This is a genomic window from Streptomyces sp. NRRL S-337 (assembly GCF_000720175.1).
In the GTDB taxonomy this organism is placed as follows: domain Bacteria; phylum Actinomycetota; class Actinomycetes; order Streptomycetales; family Streptomycetaceae; genus Streptomyces; species Streptomyces siderophoricus.
This window is the reverse complement of record NZ_JOIX01000033.1, coordinates 1-22371: the sequence shown is the minus strand read 5'-3', so window position 1 is coordinate 22371 and position 22371 is coordinate 1. Positions and strand designations below refer to the sequence as shown.

At 72.0% G+C, this 22371-nt stretch carries 20 protein-coding genes and 1 tRNA gene; 5 read left to right on the top strand and 16 right to left on the bottom strand.

What is annotated here, in order from left to right; translation table 11 throughout:
• Positions 1–39: 39 nt before the first annotated feature.
• The 3 genes from IG62_RS0122820 to IG62_RS0122810 form a co-directional block, all read right to left on the bottom strand.
• Positions 40–1890 (bottom strand): tetratricopeptide repeat protein, encoded by a 1851-nt coding sequence (locus IG62_RS0122820; protein WP_078872170.1) that lies wholly within the window; start codon positions 1888–1890, stop codon positions 40–42.
• 208 nt (positions 1891–2098) lie between these two features.
• A tRNA-Met gene (locus tag IG62_RS0122815) sits at positions 2099–2172 on the bottom strand.
• Positions 2173–2290: 118 nt separating this feature from the next.
• Positions 2291–5182, bottom strand: coding sequence for a UPF0182 family protein (locus IG62_RS0122810; RefSeq protein WP_078872169.1), 2892 nt, complete (start codon positions 5180–5182; stop codon positions 2291–2293).
• 128 nt (positions 5183–5310) lie between these two features.
• On the opposite strand from IG62_RS0122810, the gene IG62_RS0122805 reads away from it, so the two are divergent.
• Complete coding sequence (locus IG62_RS0122805; RefSeq protein WP_388964348.1) at positions 5311–5883, top strand: PPA1309 family protein; 573 nt, start codon at positions 5311–5313, stop codon at positions 5881–5883.
• 30 nt (positions 5884–5913) lie between these two features.
• Here the strand turns inward: IG62_RS0122805 and IG62_RS0122800 are convergent, their stop codons facing one another.
• The 4 genes from IG62_RS0122800 to IG62_RS0122785 all read right to left on the bottom strand — a co-directional run bounded on the left by IG62_RS0122800 (position 5914) and on the right by IG62_RS0122785 (position 9230).
• Entirely contained in the window at positions 5914–7011 is a 1098-nt protein-coding gene (locus IG62_RS0122800) for a PDZ domain-containing protein (RefSeq protein ID WP_030806243.1), read from the bottom strand.
• Between the two features lie 125 nt (positions 7012–7136).
• The gene (locus IG62_RS0122795; RefSeq protein WP_030806241.1) at positions 7137–7328 is read right to left on the bottom strand and encodes a hypothetical protein; all 192 of its coding nucleotides are present in this window, start codon (positions 7326–7328) and stop codon (positions 7137–7139) included.
• Between the two features lie 157 nt (positions 7329–7485).
• The gene (locus tag IG62_RS0122790; RefSeq protein ID WP_030806239.1) at positions 7486–7968 is read right to left on the bottom strand and encodes a molybdenum cofactor biosynthesis protein MoaE; all 483 of its coding nucleotides are present in this window, start codon (positions 7966–7968) and stop codon (positions 7486–7488) included.
• A gap of 110 nt (positions 7969–8078) precedes the next feature.
• Entirely contained in the window at positions 8079–9230 is a 1152-nt protein-coding gene (locus tag IG62_RS0122785) for an SDR family oxidoreductase (RefSeq protein ID WP_030806237.1), read from the bottom strand.
• Positions 9231–9422: 192 nt separating this feature from the next.
• Here IG62_RS0122785 and IG62_RS0122780 point away from each other — a divergent pair, with 192 nt between their 5' ends.
• Entirely contained in the window at positions 9423–10889 is a 1467-nt protein-coding gene (locus IG62_RS0122780) for a zinc-dependent metalloprotease (RefSeq protein WP_030806235.1), read from the top strand.
• Positions 10886–11416, top strand: a complete 531-nt coding sequence (locus tag IG62_RS0122775; protein ID WP_030806232.1) for an NUDIX hydrolase — start codon at positions 10886–10888, stop codon at positions 11414–11416. The genes IG62_RS0122780 and IG62_RS0122775 overlap by 4 nt, the downstream gene beginning before the upstream one ends.
• 113 nt (positions 11417–11529) lie before the next feature.
• On the opposite strand, the gene IG62_RS0122770 is transcribed toward IG62_RS0122775, so the two are convergent.
• The 4 genes from IG62_RS0122770 to IG62_RS0122755 form a co-directional block, all read right to left on the bottom strand.
• Entirely contained in the window at positions 11530–12288 is a 759-nt protein-coding gene (locus tag IG62_RS0122770; protein ID WP_030806229.1) for an AIM24 family protein, read from the bottom strand.
• Positions 12289–12308: 20 nt separating this feature from the next.
• A complete protein-coding gene (locus IG62_RS0122765; RefSeq protein ID WP_030806226.1) occupies positions 12309–12992 on the bottom strand; it encodes an AIM24 family protein in 684 nt (227 codons plus the stop codon).
• A gap of 15 nt (positions 12993–13007) precedes the next feature.
• On the bottom strand, positions 13008–14735 hold the full coding sequence (locus IG62_RS0122760; RefSeq protein ID WP_030806223.1) for a TerD family protein: 1728 nt from the start codon (positions 14733–14735) through the stop codon (positions 13008–13010).
• A 111-nt stretch (positions 14736–14846) separates the two neighbouring features.
• Positions 14847–15473: a M48 family metallopeptidase gene (locus tag IG62_RS0122755; protein ID WP_030806220.1), complete on the bottom strand. Its 627-nt coding sequence runs from the start codon at positions 15471–15473 to the stop codon at positions 14847–14849.
• A gap of 192 nt (positions 15474–15665) precedes the next feature.
• On the opposite strand from IG62_RS0122755, the gene IG62_RS0122750 reads away from it, so the two are divergent.
• Entirely contained in the window at positions 15666–16784 is a 1119-nt protein-coding gene (locus IG62_RS0122750; RefSeq protein WP_030806217.1) for a ThiF family adenylyltransferase, read from the top strand.
• A 56-nt stretch (positions 16785–16840) separates the two neighbouring features.
• Complete coding sequence (locus IG62_RS0122745) at positions 16841–18289, top strand: ABC1 kinase family protein (RefSeq protein WP_030806214.1); 1449 nt, start codon at positions 16841–16843, stop codon at positions 18287–18289.
• A gap of 18 nt (positions 18290–18307) precedes the next feature.
• Here the strand turns inward: IG62_RS0122745 and IG62_RS0122740 are convergent, their stop codons facing one another.
• The 5 genes from IG62_RS0122740 to IG62_RS0122720 form a co-directional block, all read right to left on the bottom strand.
• Positions 18308–18508, bottom strand: coding sequence for a hypothetical protein (locus IG62_RS0122740; RefSeq protein WP_030806211.1), 201 nt, complete (start codon positions 18506–18508; stop codon positions 18308–18310).
• A gap of 126 nt (positions 18509–18634) precedes the next feature.
• On the bottom strand, positions 18635–18952 hold the full coding sequence (locus IG62_RS0122735) for a hypothetical protein (RefSeq protein ID WP_030806208.1): 318 nt from the start codon (positions 18950–18952) through the stop codon (positions 18635–18637).
• Entirely contained in the window at positions 18949–19302 is a 354-nt protein-coding gene (locus IG62_RS0122730) for a WhiB family transcriptional regulator (RefSeq protein WP_030413462.1), read from the bottom strand. Before IG62_RS0122730 ends, IG62_RS0122735 begins: the two co-directional genes overlap by 4 nt.
• Before the next feature lie 116 nt (positions 19303–19418).
• Entirely contained in the window at positions 19419–19748 is a 330-nt protein-coding gene (locus IG62_RS0122725; protein WP_030806205.1) for a hypothetical protein, read from the bottom strand.
• A 145-nt stretch (positions 19749–19893) separates the two neighbouring features.
• Complete coding sequence (locus IG62_RS0122720; RefSeq protein WP_051798442.1) at positions 19894–22122, bottom strand: ATP-dependent DNA helicase UvrD2; 2229 nt, start codon at positions 22120–22122, stop codon at positions 19894–19896.
• Positions 22123–22371 lie beyond the last annotated feature (249 nt).

Below are 22371 nucleotides of genomic sequence, written 5' to 3'. Positions count from 1 at the left end.
CTTTCACCAGGCCGTCCGCACCGGTCCACCGGCCCGTCGCTACGCCGTCAGCTCGTCCTGCAGGGCCGTACGCAGCCGCGCGGCGCGCTCGGCGACCTCCGGCGGGCCCATCTCGACGGCGTGCGCGCACCAGCGCTGCGCCTCGGCGAGGGCCCCGCGGCGGGCCGCGAGCAGTGCCAGCCGCAGCGCGGCCCGGCCGTGCCCGGCCTCGGCGGCACGCTGCCACCACAGCGCCGCCTCGGGCAGGCTCCCCTCACGGGCCAGCAGCAGCCCGAGGTTGAAGGCACCGTTCCGGCTGCCCGCCTCGGCCGCCGTGCGGTACCAGTCGGCGGCCTCGACGACGTCCCCCCGGGCCGCCGCGAACATGCCGACCCGGACCTGGGCGCGGCGGTGCCCCTGACGGGCCGCCCGCTCGTACCACTGCGTGCTCTCGTCCTCCGCCGTACGGTCGCCGTCCGCCTGCCCCGTACCGGCCGCCGAGGCCTGGCGGTCGAGCAGGTCGGCGAGCCGGAAGGCCGCCTCCGCGCTGCCGCCGTCGGCCGCGCAGCGCAGGTTGCGCTCGGCGTCCTGCAGCCGGCCCTCCCGCAGCTGCACGATGGCCACCTGCAGCGCCGCGTCGGTGTGCCCGGCCGCGGCCGCCCGCTCGTACCAGGTGTGCGCGGTCCGGTCGTCGCCGCGACTCGCGTAGAGGATGCCGAGGTTGAACGCGGCGTCCACGCTGCCCGCCTCGGCCGCCTTGGAGAACCACGGCTCGGCCCCCGAGGCGTCGCCGCGCTGCAGCAGCAGGATCGCCAGCGCGTTGGCGGCCTCCCGGTGCCCGGCGTACGCGGCCCGGCGGTACCACTGCTCGCCGCGGCCCGGGCGGCCCTGCTCGGCGCAGAGCAGCCCGATGTTGTAGGCGCCGTTGACGTCCCCGGCGTCCAGGGCAGCGCGGTACCAGCGCTCGGCGGTCTGCAGTTCGCCGCGGTCGGCGTGCAGCGCGCCCAGCGCGTTGGCGGCGTTGCCGTCGCCGTCCTGGGCGGCCCGCCGCCACCATTCCGCGGCGCTCTCCTCGTCGCCGGCGTCGCGCAGCAGGTAGCCCAGCGCGCAGGCGGCGCGCGCCTCACCGTCCTTGGCTGCGGACAGGTACCAGCGGCCCGCCTCCTGGATGTCGCCGCGGTCCTCCAGGAGCGCGCCGAGCTGCAGCGCGGCCCTACGGTGGCCACGGGCGGCGGCCTGGCGGTACCACTGCTCGGCCTCCTCCTGCTGGGTCAGCTCGCCGTACGCGGGCACCGCCCGGCGGTCGGCCTCGCGGCCGTCCTCGACGAGCCGGGCGAGGCGGTACGCGGCCTCGCGGTGGCCGCGCTCGGCGGCCGCCCGGAACCAGCGCTCGGCACCGGCGTCACCACGGTGTTCGAGCAGGTCGGCGAGGGCGTACGCACCCAGGCAGTGGCCGGACTCGGCGGACTGGCGCAGCCAGTACTCGGCGGCCGGCTCGTCGCCGCGCTCGCGGTAGTGGCGGCCGAGGGCGTGCGCGGCGGCGGCGGAACCGGCGACGGCGGCGATCCGCCACCAGCCGGACGCCTCGTCGGCGTAGCCGCGCTGGTGGAGCAGGACGCCGAGGTTGTTGGCCGCGGCGCGGTCGCCGGTGGCGGCCGCGGACCGCAGATGCGGCTCGGCGCCGTCGAGGTCACCGCGGCGCAGCAGCATCGCGCCCAGGGCGCTCATCGCGGCCGGGTCGCCCGCCTCGGCGGCCCGGCGGTGGCCGGACTCGGTCACGGCATCGGACGCCTCGGTGGCCTCCGCGGCCTCCATCGCGTCGATCTGCAGCTCGGATTCGCGCCCGTCGTCGGGCGCAGGTACAAACCGGTCCGTCTCCAACAACCTTGCCTTGTCCCCCATAAGACCCATCGTCGCATCACCCGTAACCCGCGTACACCTGGTATACCGCAGCCAGTGAGGTCACTTCAGCGGTTTGTCGACTTCCCGACACGACGACATGTCAAACTCAAGCACACAGGTTCCCCACACGAGCCGTGCGACCCGGCTTTCTTTCCGGATCGGGGTGAACACATGACGAAGGCCCGGATCCTTGAGGATCCAGGCCTTCGACCTTCAGTAGCGGGGACAGGATTTGAACCTGCGACCTCTGGGTTATGAGCCCAGCGAGCTACCGAGCTGCTCCACCCCGCGTCGTTGTGCCGTCAATCTATCACGGTCCCGCGGGGCCGCCGCACCGTCCCCGAAGCGGCGCGGCCCCACGGCGGCCGGTACGCACCGGCTGCCGCGGGGCCCATGCACCGCCGGGAGGTCAGCTGCCCGGCTTGCCGGCCTTCTGGGCGGCCTTGGCGGCCCGGTCCAGCGCCGCCTTGAGCTTCTTCTTCGCCTCGTCGTACCCGGCCAGGTCGCGCTGTCCGAGGGCCTTCTCGCCCTCTTCGTACGCCTTCTCGGCATCGGACAGCGCCTGCTGCACGGTCTGGTCGGACGGCGGCTGCTTGCCCTTTTCGCCGCCCGGCGGGTGCTCCGTTCCGGTGCTGGCCGCCTTCTTGCCGAAGACCACGTCCAGCGCGTCCTTCAGGGAGTCCTCCAGGACCGGCTTGCTGTCGCCGTAGCTCACCAACACCTTCTTCAGCAACGGGTAGTTGGTGTTGGCGCCGCGCAGATACACCGGTTCGACATAGAGCAGTCCGCCGTCCAGGGGCACGGTCAGCAGATTGCCGTACTCGATCTCCGAGTCGCCGAACTTCTTGAGGACGTTGAGCTCGTTGGCGATGACCGGATCGGAGTTGAACTTCGACTGCACCAGCTGCGGGCCCGGCACCGGTGTCTCCGACGGCAGCTTCAGCAGTCTGATCCTGCCGTAGTCACCGCTGGTCGCATCGGCGTCGACCGCCATGAACGCGCCCAGGTTCTCCCGCTTGTTGGGCGTGAAGGTGGTCGTCAGCGAGAAGGCCCGGCCCTTCTGGTCCGGCATCTTCATGCTCAGGTAGTACGGCGGTACCGCGTTGCCCGACTTGGTGGTCGGGTCGCTGGGGATCTGCCAGCGCTCGGATCCGGTGTAGAAGGTGTTCGGGTCCGTGACGTGGTATGTGGTGAGCAGTTGGCGCTGCACCTTGAACAGGTCCTGCGGGTAGCGCAGGTGCTCCTTCAGCGACGGGCTGATCGCGCTCTTCTTCTCGACCGTGCCGGGGAAGGCCTTCATCCAGGTCTTCAGGACCGGGTCCTTCTCGTCCCACTGGTAGAGCTTGACCGAGCCGTCGTAGGCGTCCACCGTCGCCTTGACGGAGTTGCGGATGTAGTTGACCTGGTTCTGCTGGGCCACCACCGCCCGCTGGCCGTCGGTGAGCGAATCGGCCGTGGTGTCCCCGAGCGTGGTGCGCGAGGCGTACGGATAGCCGTTGCTGGTGGTGTAGGCGTCCACGATCCACTTGATCCGGCCGTCGATGACCGCCGGATAGGCGTCGCCGTCGATGGTCAGCCACGGGGCGACGGACTCGACGCGCTCCTTCGGCGTGCGGTTGTACAGGATCCGCGAGTGGTCGCCGATCGCGCCGGAGTAGAGGATCTGCGGCTCCCCGAAGGCCACGGCGTAGGCCGCGCGGTTGATCGGGTTGGCGAGGCTGACCCCGCTGTTGCCCCGGTAGCTGTAGCTCTTCTCGGTGCCGTCGTGGGAGTAGTCCAGCTCCTGCTGCGGACCGCCGACGATGGAGTACTGCGTGGTCTTCTCGCCGTAGTACACCCGCTGCTCGTACGGCTTCGCGCTGAGCTGGCCCTTGGCGGGCAGGCCGGACTCGGTGTATTTGGGGCCGCCGCCCTCACCGGTCTCGGTCCCCTTGGCGGCGACCACGCCGTGGCCGTGGGTGTACTTGAAGTGGTCGTTGATCCAGTTGCGCTCGGGGATGCCGGCGATGTTCAGCTCGCGCAGACCGATGACGGTGTCCTGCTCGGCGCCGTCCTGGTCCTTGTACCGGTCGACGTCGAGCGTGGAGGGGAACTGGTAGTACCCCTTGACCTGCTGCTGTTGCTGGAAAGCCGGTGAGACCACGTTCGGGTCGAGCAGCCGCATGCTGGCCGTGGCGTCGGCGTCGTCGCGCAGCCGCTGGCTGTCGTCCTTGCCGGTGGGCTTGTCATTGCCCTTGTACGGCGTGACCTCCGAGCCCTGGATGTCGTACGCGTCCCGGGTCGCCTTGATGTTCTGCTTGATGTACGGCGCTTCCTTGGCCTGCTCGTTGGGCTGGACCTGGAACTTCTGCACGATCGCCGGATACAGCCCGCCGATCAGGATCGCGGAGAGCACCATCAGGCCGAAGCCGATCACCGGCAGCTGCCACGTACGCCGCCACAGGGTCGCGAAGAACAGCACCGCGCAGATCGCCGCGATGAAGAACAGGATGGTCTTCGCCGGGAGATAGGCGTTGGCGTCCACATACCGCAGACCCGTCCAGTTGTCGGCCGACTTCAGGCCGCTGGACTTCACCGCGAGGCCGTACCGGTCGAGCCAGTACGCGATCGCCTTGAGCGACACGAAGATGCCCAGCAACACCGACAGATGGCCGGTGGCGGCGGCGGTCGCGCGCGAGCCGGGGCTGGTCAGCCGCAGTCCGCCGTAGAGGTAGTGCGTCAGCGCCGCGGCCACCAGGGACAGCACCGCGGCGGCGAAGCCGAAGCTCAACAGGAAGCGGTACCAGGGCAGATCGAACGCGTAGAACGCGACGTCCATGCCGAACTGCGGGTCCTTCTTGCCGAACGGAACGCCGTTGACCCACTGGAGCCACGTTTGCCACTCGCCGGACGCGGACGCGCCGGCGATCAGGCCGACCACGGCCGCGATCGCGATCAGCGCCCACTTCTTGAAGGGCGCGACGCCCATGCGGTAGCGGTCCAGGCTCTGCTGCTCCATGGACATCGCGCTGAGCGGCGGGCGCAGCCGGTGCGCCAGCCAGACGTTGACGCCGACGGCCACCGCCATCACGACGCCGAAGGCGAAGAACAGACCGATCTTGGTCCACAGGGTCGTGGTGAAGACCGAGGAGTAATGGACCGAGCGGTACCAGAGCCAGTCGGTCCAGAACCCGGCGAACATCACGAAGAGCATGGCCAGCACGGCCAGCACGCCCAAGGTCATGAGCAGGGTCCGGATCCGCCGCGACGGTCGGCCGACTCTGATCCGTGGCCCGGACGGGCCTCCGCCGCGGTCCGGCATCTGGAAAGCCAAGGTGCGCACCTCGAAGTTTCGCTGTCGTGTGGAGCAGGCCCGGCGATAGTAGGACCCAGTGATGCAACTTACGAAGGCTTTACCCGGTTCCCGATTTCGGGGGTGGACAAGGCACGATGTTGAGCATGACTGACTTTCCCGGCTCTCCCGTCGACGGCACCCCCCTCGCCGCCGACCCGCTGACCCGCGCGGTACTCGAAATCGACGAGTACAGCGCCGGGCTCGGCTGGGACCAGCCCGCCCGACTGTTCGCCCTCGTCGACACCGCCAAGCTGCGCGCGCAGGAGCCCTCGCTCGCCGAGCAGCTCGGCATCGACGACACCACCACCGCTTCCCTGACCCCCGTGGAGCAGGACGAGATTCCCGCGGACGTGCCGCTGGACGAGTTCCTCGCCACCATCGCCTGGCCGGACGCCGTCACCGGCTGCGCACTGACCGTGGAACGGCTGATGCTGCCGCCGTCCGCCGAGGACGCCGAGCCCGAGGGCATGGACGAGGCGCAGCTGGCCAAGTGGGTCGCCCGGCACCCGGACCGCGAAGAGGTCCGGATGACGGTGGCCGTACTGCGCGACGGCCGGCGCGAGTCGGCGCTGCGGCTGCGCGCGAAGGACTCCGCGTCCGAGGTGCTCACCGGCTCGGCGCTGGTGCCCGGCCTGGCCGACGCGCTCGCCGCGACCTTCGAGGGCTGACCCGGAAGGCCGGCCCCGGGGCCTGGCGCCCTACGACCGGCCTGCCGGGCTGCAGCTCGGCAGGCCGGCGGTGTCGCCCTTGCTGATCTTCTGCAGTGCCTTGACGGCGTCGCCTATCGTGCCGACCTTGACCAGGCGCAGGCCCGCCGGGATGTCCTTGGCGGCGGTGGCGCAGTTGTCCTTGGGCGTCAGGAAGAACTCCGCGCCCTTGTCGCGGGCGCCGACCGTCTTCATCGAAATGCCGCCGATCGGGCCGACCTTGCCGCTGTCGTCGATCGTGCCCGTGCCGGCCACGAACCGGCCGCCGGTCATGTTGCCGGGGGTGAGCTTGTCGACGATGCCCAGCGCGAACATCAGCCCGGCGCTCGGCCCGCCGACGTCGGCCAGCTTGACGTCGATGGGGAACGGGAAGATGTGGTCGACGCCGGCCTGGATGCCCACGATCGCCCGGCCGTCGTCCGCCTTCTGCGTCGCGAGGGTGATCTGCCGGGCGCCCCCCGCGGGCTTCTTGCCCTGCTTCTCAGCCGCGGCCGCGTCCTTGGCGGGGATGATCGTGAAGACGACCTTCTCGCCCGGCTTGTGCTTGGTGACGAGCTTGGCGACGTCGCCGGCCTGCTTGACCTCGGTGCCGTCCACGGCCTTGATCACGTCGCCGGCGTGCAGCCGCCCGTCGGCCGGCTTGTCCTTGACGACGGAGGCGACCACGGTCTGGGTGGCGACCGGGAGGTGCAGTTGGCCCAGCGCGGCGGTCTTGGCGCTCTCCTGGGACTGGGTGAACTCCTCGGCGTTCTCCTGGTCGGCCTGCTCGGCCGTCTGTCCCTCGGGGTAGAGCGTCTTGTGCGGGACCACGGCGTTGTCGTGGTCGAGCCAGCCGTAGACCGCCTCCGGGAGGTTCATCCGGTAGTCGGGGCCGGTGACGCGGACCGTGGTCATGTTGAGGTGACCGGTCGTCGGGTACGTCTTCCGCCCGGAGATCTGCAGCACCGGCTGGCCGTTGTGCTCACCGAGCGTGTTGACCGTCGGGCCGGGCGACATCTCGGAGTACGGCACGGGGATCAGCACCCCCGCGCAGAGCAGCGCGATCAGCATCAGGGTCGAGGCGAGCAGCGTCGCGGTGCGGCGTGGCATGGAACGACAGTACGGGACGAGTATGACAACCGGCCCGCGGGGCCGTCCGTACGAGGCCGAACACGCGTCCGTACGCGGGGCCGGCCGACACCGCGGCGCTTGCTACTGCGTACGGGTGAGGGGCCTCAGGTCGAGTCCGAGGCGGCCGGGGCGGGGTCCGGAACGGAATGCTGCTTCTCCATCGCGTCGCGGAACCGGGCGTAGCCGGCGAGTTCCGCGACGTCCCCGGACTTGCGGTTCCGCAGGGCCCAGCTGCTCCACGCCGCGGCGACCAGCCCGGCACCCACCGGAATCAGCAACCAGAGGAGCGCACCCATCAGCTACCTCCCTACCCCTTGTACGACCGCGATCGACGAATAAGCAGATTAACCATCTGCCAGGTCAACGCTCACGCGAGGGGGCGGGTTACGCAACCGGAACCCACGGCACCGCTTCGCCCTCGTGTTCGAGGACGACGACCGGACCCTCGCGCTCTTAAGAGGCGCCTACCCATTCTTCGGTTCCATCCACAAACGTCTGGTGTTTCCAGATGGGAACTTCGTGCTTGAGGTCGTCGATCAGCTTGCGGCAGGCGTCGAACGCCTCGCCCCGGTGCGGGCAGGACACCGCGACGACCACCGCCAGGTCCCCGATCCGCAGATCGCCCACCCGGTGGACCGCGGCCAGCGCCCGCACGGGGTGGTCGGCGATCACCTTCTCGGCGATCCGGCGCATCTCCGCCTCGGCGGTCGGGTGCGCGGAGTAGCCCAGGGCGTCGACGTCGGCGCCGTTGTCGTGCGAGCGGACGGTGCCGACGAACAGGGCGGTCCCGCCGGCCGCCGCATCGCCCACGGCGGCGAACACCTCGTCCACGGACAGCGGGGTGTCACGGATCGCCAGGAGCCGGATCGGGTCCGCCGCGGCGCGCTCACCGGGGTGGTCGCGGCCGGGCGTCGAGGGAGAGGACGTGCCAGACATACCCCCATCGTGCCGTACCCGGGGAGCGCCGGGGAATGGCCGGATCCGCCGGTCGTCCCGGCACCGGTATGGAGACTCCTCCAGTACGCGGTCCGGTCCGGGTGCCCCGGTCAGATACGGCGGCGGGCCTTGCGGGCGCGCCGTACCAGTGCGGCGGTGCCGAGCAGGGCGACGGTGGCGCCGGCCGCCCCCGCGGCGGTGGCGTCCTTGCGGCCCAGCCGGCGGCCGGCGACGGTGTGCCGTCCCGCGACCTCCTCGAGGAGCTCGGCGAGCACCTGCTCGTTCGTCCACTGCGGCCGCCAGCCCGCCTCGTGCAGCCGGCTGCCGCTGACCACCCAGGGGTGCATGGTGTACGCGAGGTCCCCGGCGGGCGACGGCGTCAGCCCGATCCGGTGCAGTCGGGCCGCGGCGCCCAGCGCCACGGAGGAGGGCAGCTCCATGCGCCGGATACCGGAGAGCTCCTCGACCTCCTCCTGTTCCAGCCAGCCGTCGCAGCCCACCGCCAGCTCGCCGTCGACCTTCTCCAGCGCGGCGTACTCCAGCGCGCTGACCAGGTCCTCGACGTGGCAGAACTGCCAGGCGGGCCGCGATCCGGCGACGACCAGGAGGCGGGGCGATTCGAAGTAGCGGGTCAGCGCGGTGTCGGTGCCGCCGACCAGGACGGCGGGGCGCAGCACGGTGACGTTCAGGCCGGGGTGGGCGCGGGGTGCGCGGCGGGCCAGGTGCTCGATCTCCAGGAGGTCGCCGACGCCGGTGGCGTCCGCCGTGGCCCGCAGTTCGGCGTCCTCGGCCAGCGGTACGTCGTTGTCGGGCAGCGCCCCGTAGACCATGGCGGAGGTGCACAGCACCACCCGGTGGACTCCGGCGGCCGCCGCGGCGGTGAGCACGGTCTGGGTGCCGCGCACGTTGTAGGCGGTGCGGGCGGTGGCGTCGGTCTCCAGGTCGAGGTCGAGGGCGAGGTGGACGACGACGTCCGCGCCGCGCAGTTTGTCCGCGATGGCCGGGTCGCGCACGTCCAGGACGTGCCAGTGCGCCTCGGCGATGTCGCCGCGCCGCTCGTCGATCGCCACCACCTCCTTGACCTCGTCGGACGCGACGAGGGCGCGGGTGAGCAGCGCGCCGACCCCGGACGCGGCTCCGGTGACGGCGACGACGGGCCGGCGCAGCGGCCGGTCCGCGGCGCCGCCGGGGGCGTCGTCCGTCTTCTCGGTCGGGGCGGCAGCGTTTCGCGCTGCGCGAACGGTCGGATCTGGGGAACTCACCGGGCGTCTCCAGCGGTTGTCTTCAGTGCGGGCGCGTGCTGACGCGGTCGCACCAGGTGGCGTCCATCCTGCCCCAGCCACCGGGACAGCGAAGCACCGAGCCCCGAAGCGGTCCGGGTGTCTACGCTGGAGGTGATGTCGGGCAGCCGCCGTCGGCCACCTGGCCGGCGGCCCTACGAGCCGAGGAAACCCGTGAGTGACACCCCATTCGGATTCGGCCTTCCGCCGGAGGAGCCGGAGGACGGCGACAACGGCAAGCAGAAGGGCGGCCAGGGAGGTAGCCAGGACCCCGCGAACCCGTTCGGGTTCGGCGGCGGGAGCGGCGGCGCGGACAACCCGTTCGCGGCGCTCTTCGGCGGCATGGGTGGCCCCGGCGGCGAGATGAACCCCGGCGACCTGGGCGCCGCCTTCCAGCGGCTGGGCCAGATGCTCTCCTACGAGGGCGGCCCGGTGAACTGGGACATGGCCAAGGACATCGCGCGGCAGACGGTCGCGCAGGGCGCCGAGGACGGCAGCAAGGACGCGAGCGTCGCGCCGGGCGAGCGGAGTGCCGTCGAGGAGGCCGTGCGGCTGGCGGACCTGTGGCTGGACGGGGTGACGTCGCTGCCGTCGGGCTCCGCGTCGGTGGTGGCCTGGAGCCGCGCCGAGTGGGTCGAGGAGACCCTGCCGGTGTGGAAGGACCTGGTCAATCCGCTCGCCGAGCGCGTCGGGTCGGCGATGGGCGAGGTGCTGCCCGGCGAGATGCAGGCCATGGCGGGACCGCTGCTCGGGATGATGCGCTCCATGGGCGGCGCGATGTTCGGCACCCAGATCGGGCAGGCGCTGGGCGTCCTGGCGAGCGAGGTCGTGGGTTCCACGGACATCGGCCTGCCGCTGGGCCCGGCCGGCAAGGCGGCGCTGCTGCCGAAGAACGCCGCCGCCTTCGGCGAGGGCCTCGGCGTGCCCGAGGAGGAGGTGCGGCTCTACCTGGCCCTGCGGGAGGCCGCCCACCAGCGGCTCTTCGCCCATGTGCCGTGGCTGCGCTCGCATCTCTTCGGAGCCGTCGAGGGCTATGCCCGCGGCATCAAGGTCGACACGACCAAGCTGGAGGACGTGGTCGGGCAGATCGATCCGCAGCACCCCGAGGAGCTGCAGAACGCCCTGCAGCAGGGCATGTTCCAGCCCGAGGACACCCCGGAGCAGAAGGCCGCGCTGGCCCGTCTGGAGACCGCGCTGGCGCTCGTCGAGGGCTGGGTGGACGCGGTGGTGCACTCCGCCGCCAAGCCGCATCTGCCGTCCGCGGACAAGCTCCGCGAGACCCTGCGGCGGCGCCGGGCCAGCGGTGGCCCCGCCGAGCAGACGTTCTCCACGCTGATCGGTCTGCAGCTGCGTCCGCGCCGGCTGCGGGACGCCTCGCGGCTGTGGGCGTCGCTCACCGACGCCCGGGGCCTGGACGGCCGGGACGGCCTGTGGGAGCACCCCGACATGCTGCCGACGGCGGCCGACCTCGACGACCCGGACGGGTTCGTCCACCACGAGCAGATGGACTTCTCCGAGCTCGACAAGATGCTCGGCGAGGCCGCCGGCGGTGGTGGGAAGACCGGACCGGGCACCTCCCCCGAGGAGGGCGACGGCCCGGACGCCGCCCCCGGCGAGGGCAAGGGTGACGGCGACCGGTGAGTCTGCACGCCGACGCGGCGCGGGTGCTCAAGGAGTGGCCCGCGCCCTCGCCCGACCAGGAGCAGCTGCGGCTGGCCTACCTCGACCACCTCGCCGCCCACCAGGACGGCATGTGGAAGCCCTGCAAGGACGGGCACCTCACCGCGAGTGCGCTGGTGATCGACCCGGCGGGCGGCCGGGTGCTGCTCACGCTCCACCGCAAGCTGGAGATGTGGCTGCAGATGGGCGGCCACTGCGAGCCGGAGGACGCCTCGCTGGCGGACGCGGCGCTGCGTGAGGCGCGGGAGGAGTCCGGGATCGCGCGTGGGCTGACGCTGCTGCCCGGCGGCCCGGTGCGGCTGGACCGCCATCAAACGCCCTGCGCGGTGCATCTCGACGTCCAGTACGCGGCGCTGGCGCCCGAGGGAGCGGTGGCCGCGATCAGCGACGAGTCGCTGGACCTGCGGTGGTTCGGCTACGACGAGGTGCCCGCCGTCGCCGACACCTCGGTGGTGCGCCTGGTGGAGCGCGCTCGCGCACTGCTCTGACGGGCCGTCAAGGTCCGCTACGGCCGGCGCCCGCCCCTCGAAGGACGGGCGCCGGATCTACGCTCCCCGGTGGTCAGTTGGTGAACGCGATCATCAGTGGGTGAGCCCGGGCATCAGTTGGTGAAGATGTTGCCCTGGTTGGCGCCGCGGGCGCCCTGCTGGCCCATCCCGAACTGTGCGGCCAGACCCGCGCCGATGACGGCGTTCTGCGGTGGCAGCAGTTCGCTGGGCTGGACCAGCGCGTACCCCTGCCCGAGGAAGCTCAGTTCCCAGCCCTCGCCGGTGCTGCCGCGCCGCCGCCAGACCCCCGAGGAGTGCGTCTGCGCCTGCATCTGGACGCGCAGCGACGCGGACCAGGCGACCACCGCGTCGGCGTCGGCGTTGACGTACTTGTCGGGCGTGACCTGCAGCATCAACGGCTGGCCGGAGGTCATCAGGGCGACCTTGCCGTGCCCGGTGATGTTGAGCTGGTACTTGCCGGTGCCGGAGATGCCGTACTGGCTGTCGACCGAGACGACCTCCCAGTGGAGGCCGGAATCCAGCGCCAGCACATAGGCGCTGTCGACGGTCAGGCCGTCGTGGTCGACGTCGATGACATGCACGTACTGGGCGAGGTTGGCCAGATAGACGGTGCCCTGCCCGGAGACCCGCATCAGGTCGAGGCCCTCGCCGGAGTGGGCGCGGGCCCGCTGCTGGCCGGGCGTGGTGTAGTTGCCGTCGAATTCCAGCAGCCCCTGATAGGCGACCATGCTGCCCTTACGGGCGAGGACGTCGTCGTGGCCCGTCAGGGCGACCCGCAGCAGCTGGCTGTTCTGCAGGGCGTAGCGGTCCTGGGTCTGTGCCTCGGTGAAGGCGAAAAGCGGACTCTGCATGACGTGTTCGGTCCTCCCCCTCAGCCCCGGGCCCGGAGCCGGTCGGTGCTGTCCTCGCTGGGCTGGACGACGACGAACCCCTGGCCGGAGAAGCCGAGTTGGTACGCCTCGCCGCTGCCGCGGCCGATCATCGAGGACGCCTTGAAGCTGCGCTTGCCCTTCATCTTCAGATGGGTCGACCAGGCGACCAGGGCGTCCGGGTCGACGTAGGTCTCGTCCTCGCCGCGGCCGCAGTCGACGACGACGGGCGTGCCCCGGGAGGTCAGCGCGACCCAGCCGGTGCCGGAGATCCCGACGTTGAAGAGGCCCTGGCCGGCGAACTTCGCCATGCCCTTGACGCGCTGCACGCCCCACTGGAGGTGGGCGTCGAAGGCGAGGAGGTTGGTGCCGTTGACGGAGAGCGAGTCACCGTTGAGGTTGATGCAGACCACGTCGGCGCCGTAGTCGGCGAGGTAGAGCAGACCGTCGCCGGAGCACTTCATCAGGGGCGCGCCCTCGCCGGTGAGCCACTGGGAGGCCATCTGGCGGACGGCGGGCGGGTTGGGCTCGTACTGGACGAAGCCCTCGTAGGCGATCATCGAGCCGGTGCGGGCGAAGACGTCCTGGCCGCTCTGCATGGCGATCTTCACCATGGAGCTGCCGTGGTTCTCCATCCGGGCGGCGGGCGGGGTCGGGACGTAGCCCGACAGCTGCTGCTGGTTCATGACGCGCGGGCTCCCTCAGACCTCGTAGGGCTGGACGACGATGAAATTGCCGGGCGCACCGCGGAACTGGAGGTTCACGGTCTCGCCGGAGTGGCCCGGATAGGCGTGCCGGCGCAGGCTCACCTGACTGGAGATGATCACCTGCGAGCCGGCGGACCAGGCCACGACGGCGTTGGCGTCGGCGAAGGTGGTCGGGGTGACCGGCAGCACGACGGGGGTGCCATGGGTGGTGACGACGAGGGTGCCGGTGCCCTGGAACTGCATGGTGAACAGGGCGCCGCCGGGGATGCCGTGGCCCTCGATCCGGCGGACCTCGTACTGCAGCGACTCGTCGAAGGCGAGGACGGACTCGGCGGACACGCAGATCGCCTCGCCCTGCAGCTCGATGGGGTGGACATGAGCGCTGTTCTCCGCGAAGAACACCTGGCCCTGGCCGGTGCAGCGCATCAGCTGCATCTCCTGGCCGGTGGCGTTGCCGACGATCCGGCCGCGGAAGCCGGCGCCCTTGTAGCTGAAGTCGACCTTGCCCTGGTAGAGCACCATGCTGCCCTGGCGGGCGAGCACCGGCTGGCCGTCGACGCCGAGGTCGGCGCGGATCAGTTTGCCGTTCTGCGACGTCCAGCGCTGCCCGGTGGGGGCTTCCTTGTACTTCTCCAGGACCACGCCGAGGCCGGGCCCGCCGCCCTGGGGGACGGCGGGTGCCTGCCCGCCGCCGTACGGGGCGCCCGGGGGCTGCGCGCCCGGCTGGCCGTAGGGGGCGGGCTGCCCGGGGAACTGGTCCTGGCCGCCGTACGGGGGTGCCGGCGGGGCCGGCTGGCCGGGGAATCCGGCGGGCGGCGGCTGCGGCGGACCGTACGGATTCTGGCCGGGCGCCGGCTGGCCGTAGGGGGCGGGGGGCGGCGGCGCGGGCACACCGGGCGGCGGCACCCCGGGGCCGGCGGGCGGGGCGAGCGGCGCGGCGATGGTGGGCGCGTTGTGGACCTGCGGGGCCGCGGGCTGCGGGGCCTGCGGCGCGGGCGGCGGCTGCGGGGCGGCCGGGGGCGCGGCGGGGGCTGCGCCCTGGGGCGGACCGAAGGACGGGGCGGGTTGTCCGGGCACGGGGGCCGCGGCCGGTGTGCCGAAGGACGGCGCCGGGGCGGCGGGCCCGGGCGGCGGGGCGAAGCCGGGCGCCTCCTGCGCCGTCGCGGGCGCCGCGGCCTGCTGTGCCTCCACCTCTTCGGCGACCTCACCGCCGAAGTTCTTCAGCAGCGCCTCCAGACCGCCGTCGAAGCCCTGGCCGACCGCGGCGAACCGCCACACGTCCTTGAGGTAGAAGTCGCCGAGCATGACGGCGCGTTCGGTGCTGAACTCGCTGCCCGTGAAGGAGTAGCGGGCGACCTCCTCGCCGCCGGCCACGATCCGGAGGTAGCCGGGGCCGATCTGGGAGACCTGGCCCGGGCCGTCGAGCGCCGCAGTGAAGGACAACTTCCGGATGTGCGACGGCATCTTGTCGAGGGTGACCCGGAAGGACTCGCTGTCGCCGGCCTGCGCGCCGAGCAGCTGGATGGCCTCCTCGGGCGACTTCGGCTGGTTGAAGAAGACGAAATACCGGTCGTCGGAGAGCCGTTCGTCGGCGTCCAGGCCGAAACAGCTGATGTCGAAGGTCAGGCCGGGCCCGCCGATCTGCACGCCGACGTACAGGTCCGTCCCCGCCGTGAGATCACCGATCCTGGCCTTGTGGCCCCGCTGGAATTCCCTGGCCATACGTAACGCCCGTCCCCCGCTCCCGCAGTGAGTCCCTGGGCGGCCAAGGCTAACCGCTGACGGTGACAGCGGGCGATGCCGGGGCGCACGCGGACATCGCACGCCGGAGCGCTATTCCCGGCGGGCGGCGGGCAGATGCGGCAGCCGGTCGGCCGCGACCACCCCTTCGAGGTAGCCGCGGGCCCGTTCCGTACGCGGATACGACTCCAGCAGCCGCCAGAATTCCGGACCGTGGCCCGGGACCAGCAGATGCGCGAGCTCGTGCAGCAGGACGTAGTCGATGACGTACTCCGGCATGCCCTGGAGGCGGTGCGACAGACGGATGCTGCCCTCCGCCGGGGTGCACGATCCCCAGCGGGTGTTCTGGTTGGTCACCCAGCGCACCGTCGACGGCCGGGCCCGGCCGTCGAGGAACTGCTCCGACAGCCGCCCGGCACGCTCGGCCAGCTCGCGGTCGCCGAGCATCCGCTTGCTCTCCTGGGCGGCGAGCTTGTCCAGCATCACCGTCACCCAGCGCTGCTCCTCGGCCTCGGACATCCGGGCCGGGATCAGCACGACCGTGCGGTCCCCCTCGCGGTACGCGGAGACCGTCCGGCGCCGCCGCGAGCTGCGGCGCACCTCGACGGCGCTGGTGCCCGAGCTGCGGGCCTTCGGGGTCGGGGAAGCCCCGCGCGAGGCGTCAGCGGCGCGGCGCAGGGGCATCTCCCCGAAGCCGTGGGCGGAAGGGTCGGCGGGCACGCGCCCGACGTTACCCGCTGGCCCGGCGGGAAGTCCCGACCCGCGGTCGGTTCGCCGGCGAACCACTCCATGGCGGGCACAGCTTGTATGACAAATCCTTCCCCGGCCTGTGGATAACTTCGGCCCCGATCCGCGACAGGGCGCATGCTGAAGGCCGGACGACGAAGGACGGGGGCGGATGACATGCATCCGATGCTCAAGCCCGCGCTGCGGCGCGGCTGGCGGGACAGGGAAACGGTGCGGTTCGGCGTGGCGCCGGCCCATGCGATGGTGCTGGGGCCGCTCGACACGGCCACCGGCAGTTTCCTCACCCTCATCGACGGCACCCGCACCATGCAGCAACTCATCGACGAGGCCGCGTTACTGGACCTCCCGCCGGAGCACGCGCGGGGTGTGGTCGGGCGCCTCGGCGCGGCCGGACTGCTGGAGGCGCCCACCGCGGGCGGCCCGGCGGCCGACGCCGTACGCGCCGACCGGCCCGCCCACGAGCAGCTGCGGGCCGATCTGGCCTCCCTGTCGGTGCAGCACCCGGAGCCGGCCGGCGCCCTGGGGCGGATGGCGGCGCGGCGGGCGGTCCGGGCACGGGTCAAGGGGCTGGGGAAGGTGGGCGCGGTGGTGGCCGCGCAGCTCGCGGCCGCCGGCATCGGGTGGGTCGAGGTGTTCGACGGCGGCAAGGTCGCGCCGTGGGACGTGACGCCCGGCGGCCTGCCCGCCGAGCGGATCGGCGAACCGCGCAAGGAGGCCGGGGAGCGGCTGGTCCACCACGCCTCCCCGTGGAGCCGCCGGCAGCGGCCGACGGGCGTGCCGCTCAGCGAGTCCGGCGAACCCGGCCTGTCCCTGGTGGTGCTCGCCCCGCGCGACGGCCTCGGCGCCTACGCCCCCGACCCCGTCCTGTCCGAGCCGCTGCTGAGCGCCGGCATCCCGCACCTCTACGCGGGCGTGATCGAGGGCACGGGTGTGGTGGGTCCGCTGGTGCTGCCCGGCGGTTCGGCCTGCGCCCGCTGCGACGAACTGCGCCGTACGGACGCGGAACCGGCCTGGCCGCGGCTGCTCGCCCAGTGGCGCTCGGGCCGCGCCGCCCCCGCGGTGCCGGCCTGCGACACCGCGCTGGCCACCACGGTCGCCGGGCTCGCCGCCGTCCAGGCCCTGGCGTTCCTCGACGGGGACCTCCCGCCGTGCACAGGGGCGCGGATGGAGCTGGCGCTGCCGTGTGCGGGCGTGCGCACGGTGCGGATCGAGCCGCATCCGGAGTGCGGCTGCGGGGCTGCCGCTTCGCTGTGTGCGGCAGGCGCCTCGGATCCTCGGCCATGACACGCCACAATGACGGGGTAACCCCGGTTGGGGGACAGTGTGAGTTGGAGGGGCGCATGTCTGATCTTCCCCGCAAGGCGGTCACCCGCACCGCCAAGCTGGCCGCGCTGCCACTGGGGTTCGCCGGCCGCGCCACCTGGGGCCTGGGCAAACGGATCGGCGGCAGATCCGCCGAGATCGTCGGCCGGGAGCTCCAACAGCGCACCGCGGAACAGCTCTTCAAGGTCCTCGGTGAGCTGAAGGGCGGGGCGATGAAGTTCGGGCAGGCGCTGTCCGTGTTCGAGTCTGCCCTCCCCGAGGAGATCGCCGGCCCGTACCGCGCCGCCCTGACGAAGCTTCAGGAAGCGGCGCCGCCGATGCCGACGAGCACGGTCCACGCGGTCCTCGCGGAGCGGCTCGGCGAGGACTGGCGGGAGCTCTTCGAGGAGTTCGAGGACAAGCCCGCCGCGGCGGCCTCCATCGGCCAGGTGCACCGCGCCGTCTGGCACGACGGCCGGGAAGTGGCCGTCAAGGTGCAGTACCCCGGCGCCGGCAAGGCGCTGCTGTCGGACCTCGCGCAGCTGAGCCGGTTCGCCCGGCTGCTGGGCCCCCTCGTGCCCGGTATGGACATCAAACCGCTGATCAGCGAGTTGCGCGACCGGGTCTCGGAGGAGCTGGACTACTCCCTGGAGGCGGACGCCCAGCGGGCCCATGCCGAGGAGTTCGCCGACGACCCGGACGTGGTCGTGCCGGCCGTGGTGCACCAGCGCGACCAGGTGCTGGTGACGGAGTGGATGGACGGCGTGCCGCTGTCCGAGGTGATCGCGGACGGCACGGACGAGCAGCGGGACCGCGCCGGCCAGCTGCTGGCCCGCTTCCTGTTCTCCGGCCCGGCCCGCACCGGACTGCTGCACGCCGACCCGCACCCGGGCAACTTCCGGCTGCTGGCCGGCGACTCCCCCGACGGGCCGGCCGAGGAATGGCGGCTGGGCGTGCTGGACTTCGGCACCGTCGACCGGCTGCCCGACGGACTGCCGGCCACGATCGGCGCCTCGCTGCGGATGACCCTGGACGGCGAGGCCGACGCGGTCTACCAGCTGCTGTGCGAGGAGGGCTTCGTCAAGGAGTCCATCGAGCTGGACCCCGACGCGGTGCTGGAGTATCTACTGCCGATCATCGAGCCCGCGCAGGTCGACGCGTTCACCTTCACCCGCGGCTGGATGCGCCGGCAGGCCGCCCGGGTCGGCGATCCGCGCTCCCCCGCCCACCAGTTGGGCAAGCAGCTCAACCTGCCGCCCGCGTACCTGCTGATCCACCGGGTGACCCTGAGCACCATCGGCGTGCTGTGCCAGCTCGGCGCGACCGTACGGCTGCGGGACGAGCTGGAGACATGGATGCCCGGCTTCGTCCCCGAACACGAGCCGGCCGGCAGCGACCTCACCGGCAGCGACCCCGGCCCGGACGACGACCTCGACGGCCCCGGTAGGGACATCGACGAGGAGGCCGCCGAAGAGACCACCGCCTGAGCTCCCGCCGGCCGTACCTCACCACCAGCTGGAGTCCAGGCGCCCCTCGATGGCCCGGATGTTCTCCCGGGCACAGCGGTCGCAGAAGTAACGGCGCTCGCCGTTCTCGACGGAGCAGGTCCAGGTCGGCGGTGTGTCCTCGGCGACGGCGCCGCAGCCGGCACACAGCGTCTTCCCGTCGGCCAACTCCGCCTCGTGATGCGTCTTCTGGTTCACCATCCGACGATATCCCCGTCAACCACATGAACCGGGGCGCAACGCACCACGGGGCCCGCCCTGTCGGACGGACCCCGTGGAAGGTGATGTCAGCGTCCCCCTGCCGGACGCGCGGACCTGCCCACCGCCTTACTGCATCACGGCCATGGCCAGCGCACGGCGGGCACGGAGCGACGCGCGCTCGGCACGCCGCTGCATCCGCCGCGCGGCGGCGAGCCGATGCCCCCTGCGTTCGGACTCGGCCTCCCGCAGGCGTTCATGCATATGCGCACGTGCCAGGGCTTCTGGGATGAGTTGCATGGCGTGGTTCCTGTTCTGACGCGACTCGATCGCGTCGGCGTTCACGGGGACGGGGGTGTCGGTGAAGGTCGGATTCATCGTCTGGTCCTGCTTCTTGGGATCCCGTGTGACGGGACGGTCGATCGTTCCTGCGCCGGTGGTGTTCATGCCGCAACCGGGTTCTTGCGCGGACGGCCACGCGGACGCTTCCGCGGCACCACGACGCCCTGGACGAAGAGCTCGCCACCCCAGACACCCCAGGGCTCACGGCGGTCCTTGGCGCCGGCGAGGCAGGCCTCACGCACCGGACAGGACTGGCACAGCGTCTTGGCGTACTCGACGTCGGCCGGGGACTCCGCGAAGAAGACCTCCGGGTCGTAGGTGCGGCACGGAACAGCGGCGCCGAGGCGGTCGATCTCGTCGTCGAGCTCGGTGAGGGGCAGCAAGGAGTTCTCCTGGGGGTCAGGCGGAGGGATCAGGTCGGTTGCTACGGACGGGGTGTGCGTCTGCAGTTGCACGGTGTGTGTTCCTCGTCTGTGTGGCCCGCTGGTGGCGGGCGCGTGGGGCAAACAAAAGGGCCGCGGATCCCGGTGTGGGTTCCGCGGCCCTGGAAGGTGCCGACCTGATCTGCCGATCAGGCTGGATCTCTCCAGGGTTCGAGGCCGCGGTAGGCCCACATTTCATGCTGCTTCTGGTACTGCTTCCGGGATTCGGCACCGTTGGCCGCCGCCGCGAAGGCAAAGGCATTCGCCCCGGCCACGACTGCTACTGCCGCAGGTGCCTCGGTCGGTCGCGCGGTGCGCTCACTGCGCGTCAGCACAGCGAGGGACTCGGGGCGCGCGACCTCGGTACCGGAAAGGCGGCCGAAGCCGGACAGACCGGTGCCACGGAGCGAGGAGCCGAGCGGGCAGGTGGCGACGACCGAGCGATCGGTCATTTTGTTCGTCTCGATGAAGCTGATCACTGGGCTCGCCTCCTCTCGGCGTCTCGGTGGAACGGAGAAACCCGTTCCAGGGCGTTCAAGTACAGCACGGATCCATCGGATCTCGGAAAGTTCCGTTGTCTCCGTTGCTCACGAAGGCTATGGGGATGCGCTCCGCGCGCGCAAACTATTTTTCCGACGAGTTTTCCGCGGCGCCTTCGGACCCGTCGCCCGAGGCTCCCGTGAGCTCCTCGCCGGCACAGATTGCCAGCACGTCGCTGCCGTAGCGGTCGAACTTGCGCCGCCCCACACCTGAGATGACCACGAGCTCCGATTCGGTTCCCGGCACCGCCTCGGCAATGGCCATCAGCGTCTTGTCCGTGAAGATGCAGTACGCCGGCTGCCGGGACCGGGCGGCCTCCTCCGCCCGCCACGCGTGCAGCCGCTCGTACAGCGCCTCGTCGAGCTCCGACGGGCAGCCCTCACACCGCATCAGCTTCATCTCGCCCGCATCCGTCAACGTCCGGTTGCACACCCGGCAACGGGCCGGACGGCGATCCCGCGGGCGCCGCGGCACCGCAGCCGCCGCCCCGCCGCGCTCCACGCCCCGCAGGACCGTGCCCTGCGCACGACGCCCCGCCCCCGCCCCGGAACCGGGCCGCAGCCCGGTCAGGAAACGGCTGGCGCTCCGGGAAGCCCTGCCCCCCGGGGACCGCGCCAGCGACCACGACAGCGTCAGATGGCGCCGCGCACGGGTGACGCCCACATAGAGCAGCCGGCGCTCCTCCTCTATCTGCTCGTCCGTCCGGGCGTACGTGATCGGCATCATGCCCTCGGTCAGCCCCACCAGGAACACGGCGTCCCACTCCAGGCCCTTCGCGGCGTGCAGGGAGGCCAACGTCACCCCCTCGACCGTCGGCGCGTGCTGCGCGTTGGCCCGCTCGTCCAGCTCGGCGACGAAATCCGCCAGCGAGGCCCCGGACCGGGCCCGGGCGAACTCCTCGGCGAGCCGCACCAGGGCCGCCAGCGACTCCCAGCGGTCCCGCACCGCACCCGAACCGGACGGCGGCTCGCTCCTCCAGCCCATGTCGCTGAGCACCGCCCGCACCTCCGAGGGCAGATCCACCGCATCGTCGAGCAACGCGTCGTTCGCCCCGAAACGGGCGGCGCCGCGCAGCTTGATGCCGGCCTCGCGCACCTCCGGCCGCTGGAAGAACCGCTCGGCGCCCCGCAGCTGGTACGGCACGCCGACATCGGCCAGCGCCTGCTCGTAGACCTCCGACTGGGCGTTGACCCGGAACAGCACCGCGATCTCACTGGCCGGAACCCCCGACGCGATCAGGTCCCGGATCCGGCGGGCGGTGCCCTCCGCCTCCGCGGGCTCGTCGGCGTACTCCGTGTACACCGGCTCCGGACCGGGCTCGCGCTGCGACACCAGCTCCAGGCGGTGCTCGGCCGCGCGCCCCTTGGCCTGCGAGAGCAGACCGTTCGCGAGATGCACGACCTGCGGGGTGGAGCGGTAGTCGCGGACCAGCCGGACCACGGTGGCGTGCGGATGGCGGGTGCGGAAGTTCAGGAGGTGGTCGGGGGTGGCGCCGGTGAAGCTGTAGATCGTCTGGCTGGCGTCACCGACCACACACAGACTGTCGCGGTCCCCCAGCCACAGCTCCAGCAGCCGCTGCTGGAGCGGGCTGACGTCCTGGTACTCGTCGACGACGAAGTGCTGGTACTGGCCACGGACCTGCTCGGCGATGTCGTGCCGGTCCTGCAGCACCCCGACCGTGAGCAACAGCACATCCTCGAAGTCGATGGCGCCCCGGTCACGCTTGAGCTGCTCGTAGGTGGCGTAGATCTGCCCCGTCTCGGCCGGGTCGCGCGGCGCCTCCCGGCCCGCCTTGGCAACCGCGGCCGGATAGTCGGCCGGCACGGTCTGGGTGACCTTGGACCACTCGATCTCGGCCGTGACGTCGCGCAGTTCATTGCGGTCCAGCCGGATCCGGCAACGCGCGCCCGCCTCCGCGACGAGCTGTGCCTTCCGCTCCAGCAGCCGCGGCAGCTCGCCGCCCACCGCCTTCGGCCAGAAGAACTGCAGCTGCCGCAGCGCCGCGGAGTGGAACGTCCGGGCCTGCACCCCGCCCGCCCCGAGCTGGCGCAGCCTCCCCCGCATCTCGCCGGCCGCGCGCGCGGTGAACGTGACGGCGAGCACACTCGCGGGCTGCAGGATCCCCGCCCGCACCCCGTACGCGATCCGATGGGTGATCGCCCGCGTCTTGCCCGTACCGGCACCCGCCAGCACGCACACCGGACCGTGCAGCGCCGTCGCGACCTCCCGCTGCTCCGGGTCGAGCCCGTCCAGCACCCCGTCGGCCGAGTCCGGGGCCGGCGGGAACAGAGAGGAGTCCGTTGCTGCTGTCACCCCGCCATGCTGCCAGGTCCACCGAGACACCGGAGAAGCCTGTCCACAGCCTCCCGCTCCCTGTCGTACGCATCACCGCCGCTGTGGACAGCCGCCGACGCATACCGACGATGAGTGCTTTGCTTGATCCAACGCCGGACAGAGCGTGGGCGGGGAGGCCGGGCTGGGGCTGGGGTGACGAGGAGCGGTGACGTGAGGGAGCGGCTGCTGGCCCGTCTGGAGCCCAAGCGGTTCGTGCCCGCACCGGAC

What these genes read in the sequence shown, in the direction of transcription:
- IG62_RS0122735 (WP_030806208.1), bottom strand. Translation starts at nt 18,952, where the DNA reads ATGAACACCACCGGCGCAGGAACGATCGACCGTCCCGTCACACGGGAT.
- IG62_RS0122770 (WP_030806229.1), bottom strand. Translation starts at nt 12,288, where the DNA reads ATGCAGAGTCCGCTTTTCGCCTTCACCGAGGCACAGACCCAGGACCGC.
- IG62_RS0122745 (WP_030806214.1), top strand. Translation starts at nt 16,841, where the DNA reads ATGTCTGATCTTCCCCGCAAGGCGGTCACCCGCACCGCCAAGCTGGCC.
- IG62_RS0122800 (WP_030806243.1), bottom strand. Translation starts at nt 7,011, where the DNA reads ATGCCACGCCGCACCGCGACGCTGCTCGCCTCGACCCTGATGCTGATC.
- IG62_RS0122805 (WP_388964348.1), top strand. Translation starts at nt 5,311, where the DNA reads ATGTTGAGCATGACTGACTTTCCCGGCTCTCCCGTCGACGGCACCCCC.
- IG62_RS0122820 (WP_078872170.1), bottom strand. Translation starts at nt 1,890, where the DNA reads ATGGGTCTTATGGGGGACAAGGCAAGGTTGTTGGAGACGGACCGGTTT.
- IG62_RS0122795 (WP_030806241.1), bottom strand. Translation starts at nt 7,328, where the DNA reads ATGGGTGCGCTCCTCTGGTTGCTGATTCCGGTGGGTGCCGGGCTGGTC.
- IG62_RS0122765 (WP_030806226.1), bottom strand. Translation starts at nt 12,992, where the DNA reads ATGAACCAGCAGCAGCTGTCGGGCTACGTCCCGACCCCGCCCGCCGCC.
- IG62_RS0122810 (WP_078872169.1), bottom strand. Translation starts at nt 5,182, where the DNA reads ATGCCGGACCGCGGCGGAGGCCCGTCCGGGCCACGGATCAGAGTCGGC.
- IG62_RS0122740 (WP_030806211.1), bottom strand. Translation starts at nt 18,508, where the DNA reads ATGGTGAACCAGAAGACGCATCACGAGGCGGAGTTGGCCGACGGGAAG.
- IG62_RS0122750 (WP_030806217.1), top strand. Translation starts at nt 15,666, where the DNA reads ATGCTCAAGCCCGCGCTGCGGCGCGGCTGGCGGGACAGGGAAACGGTG.
- IG62_RS0122760 (WP_030806223.1), bottom strand. Translation starts at nt 14,735, where the DNA reads ATGGCCAGGGAATTCCAGCGGGGCCACAAGGCCAGGATCGGTGATCTC.
- IG62_RS0122790 (WP_030806239.1), bottom strand. Translation starts at nt 7,968, where the DNA reads ATGTCTGGCACGTCCTCTCCCTCGACGCCCGGCCGCGACCACCCCGGT.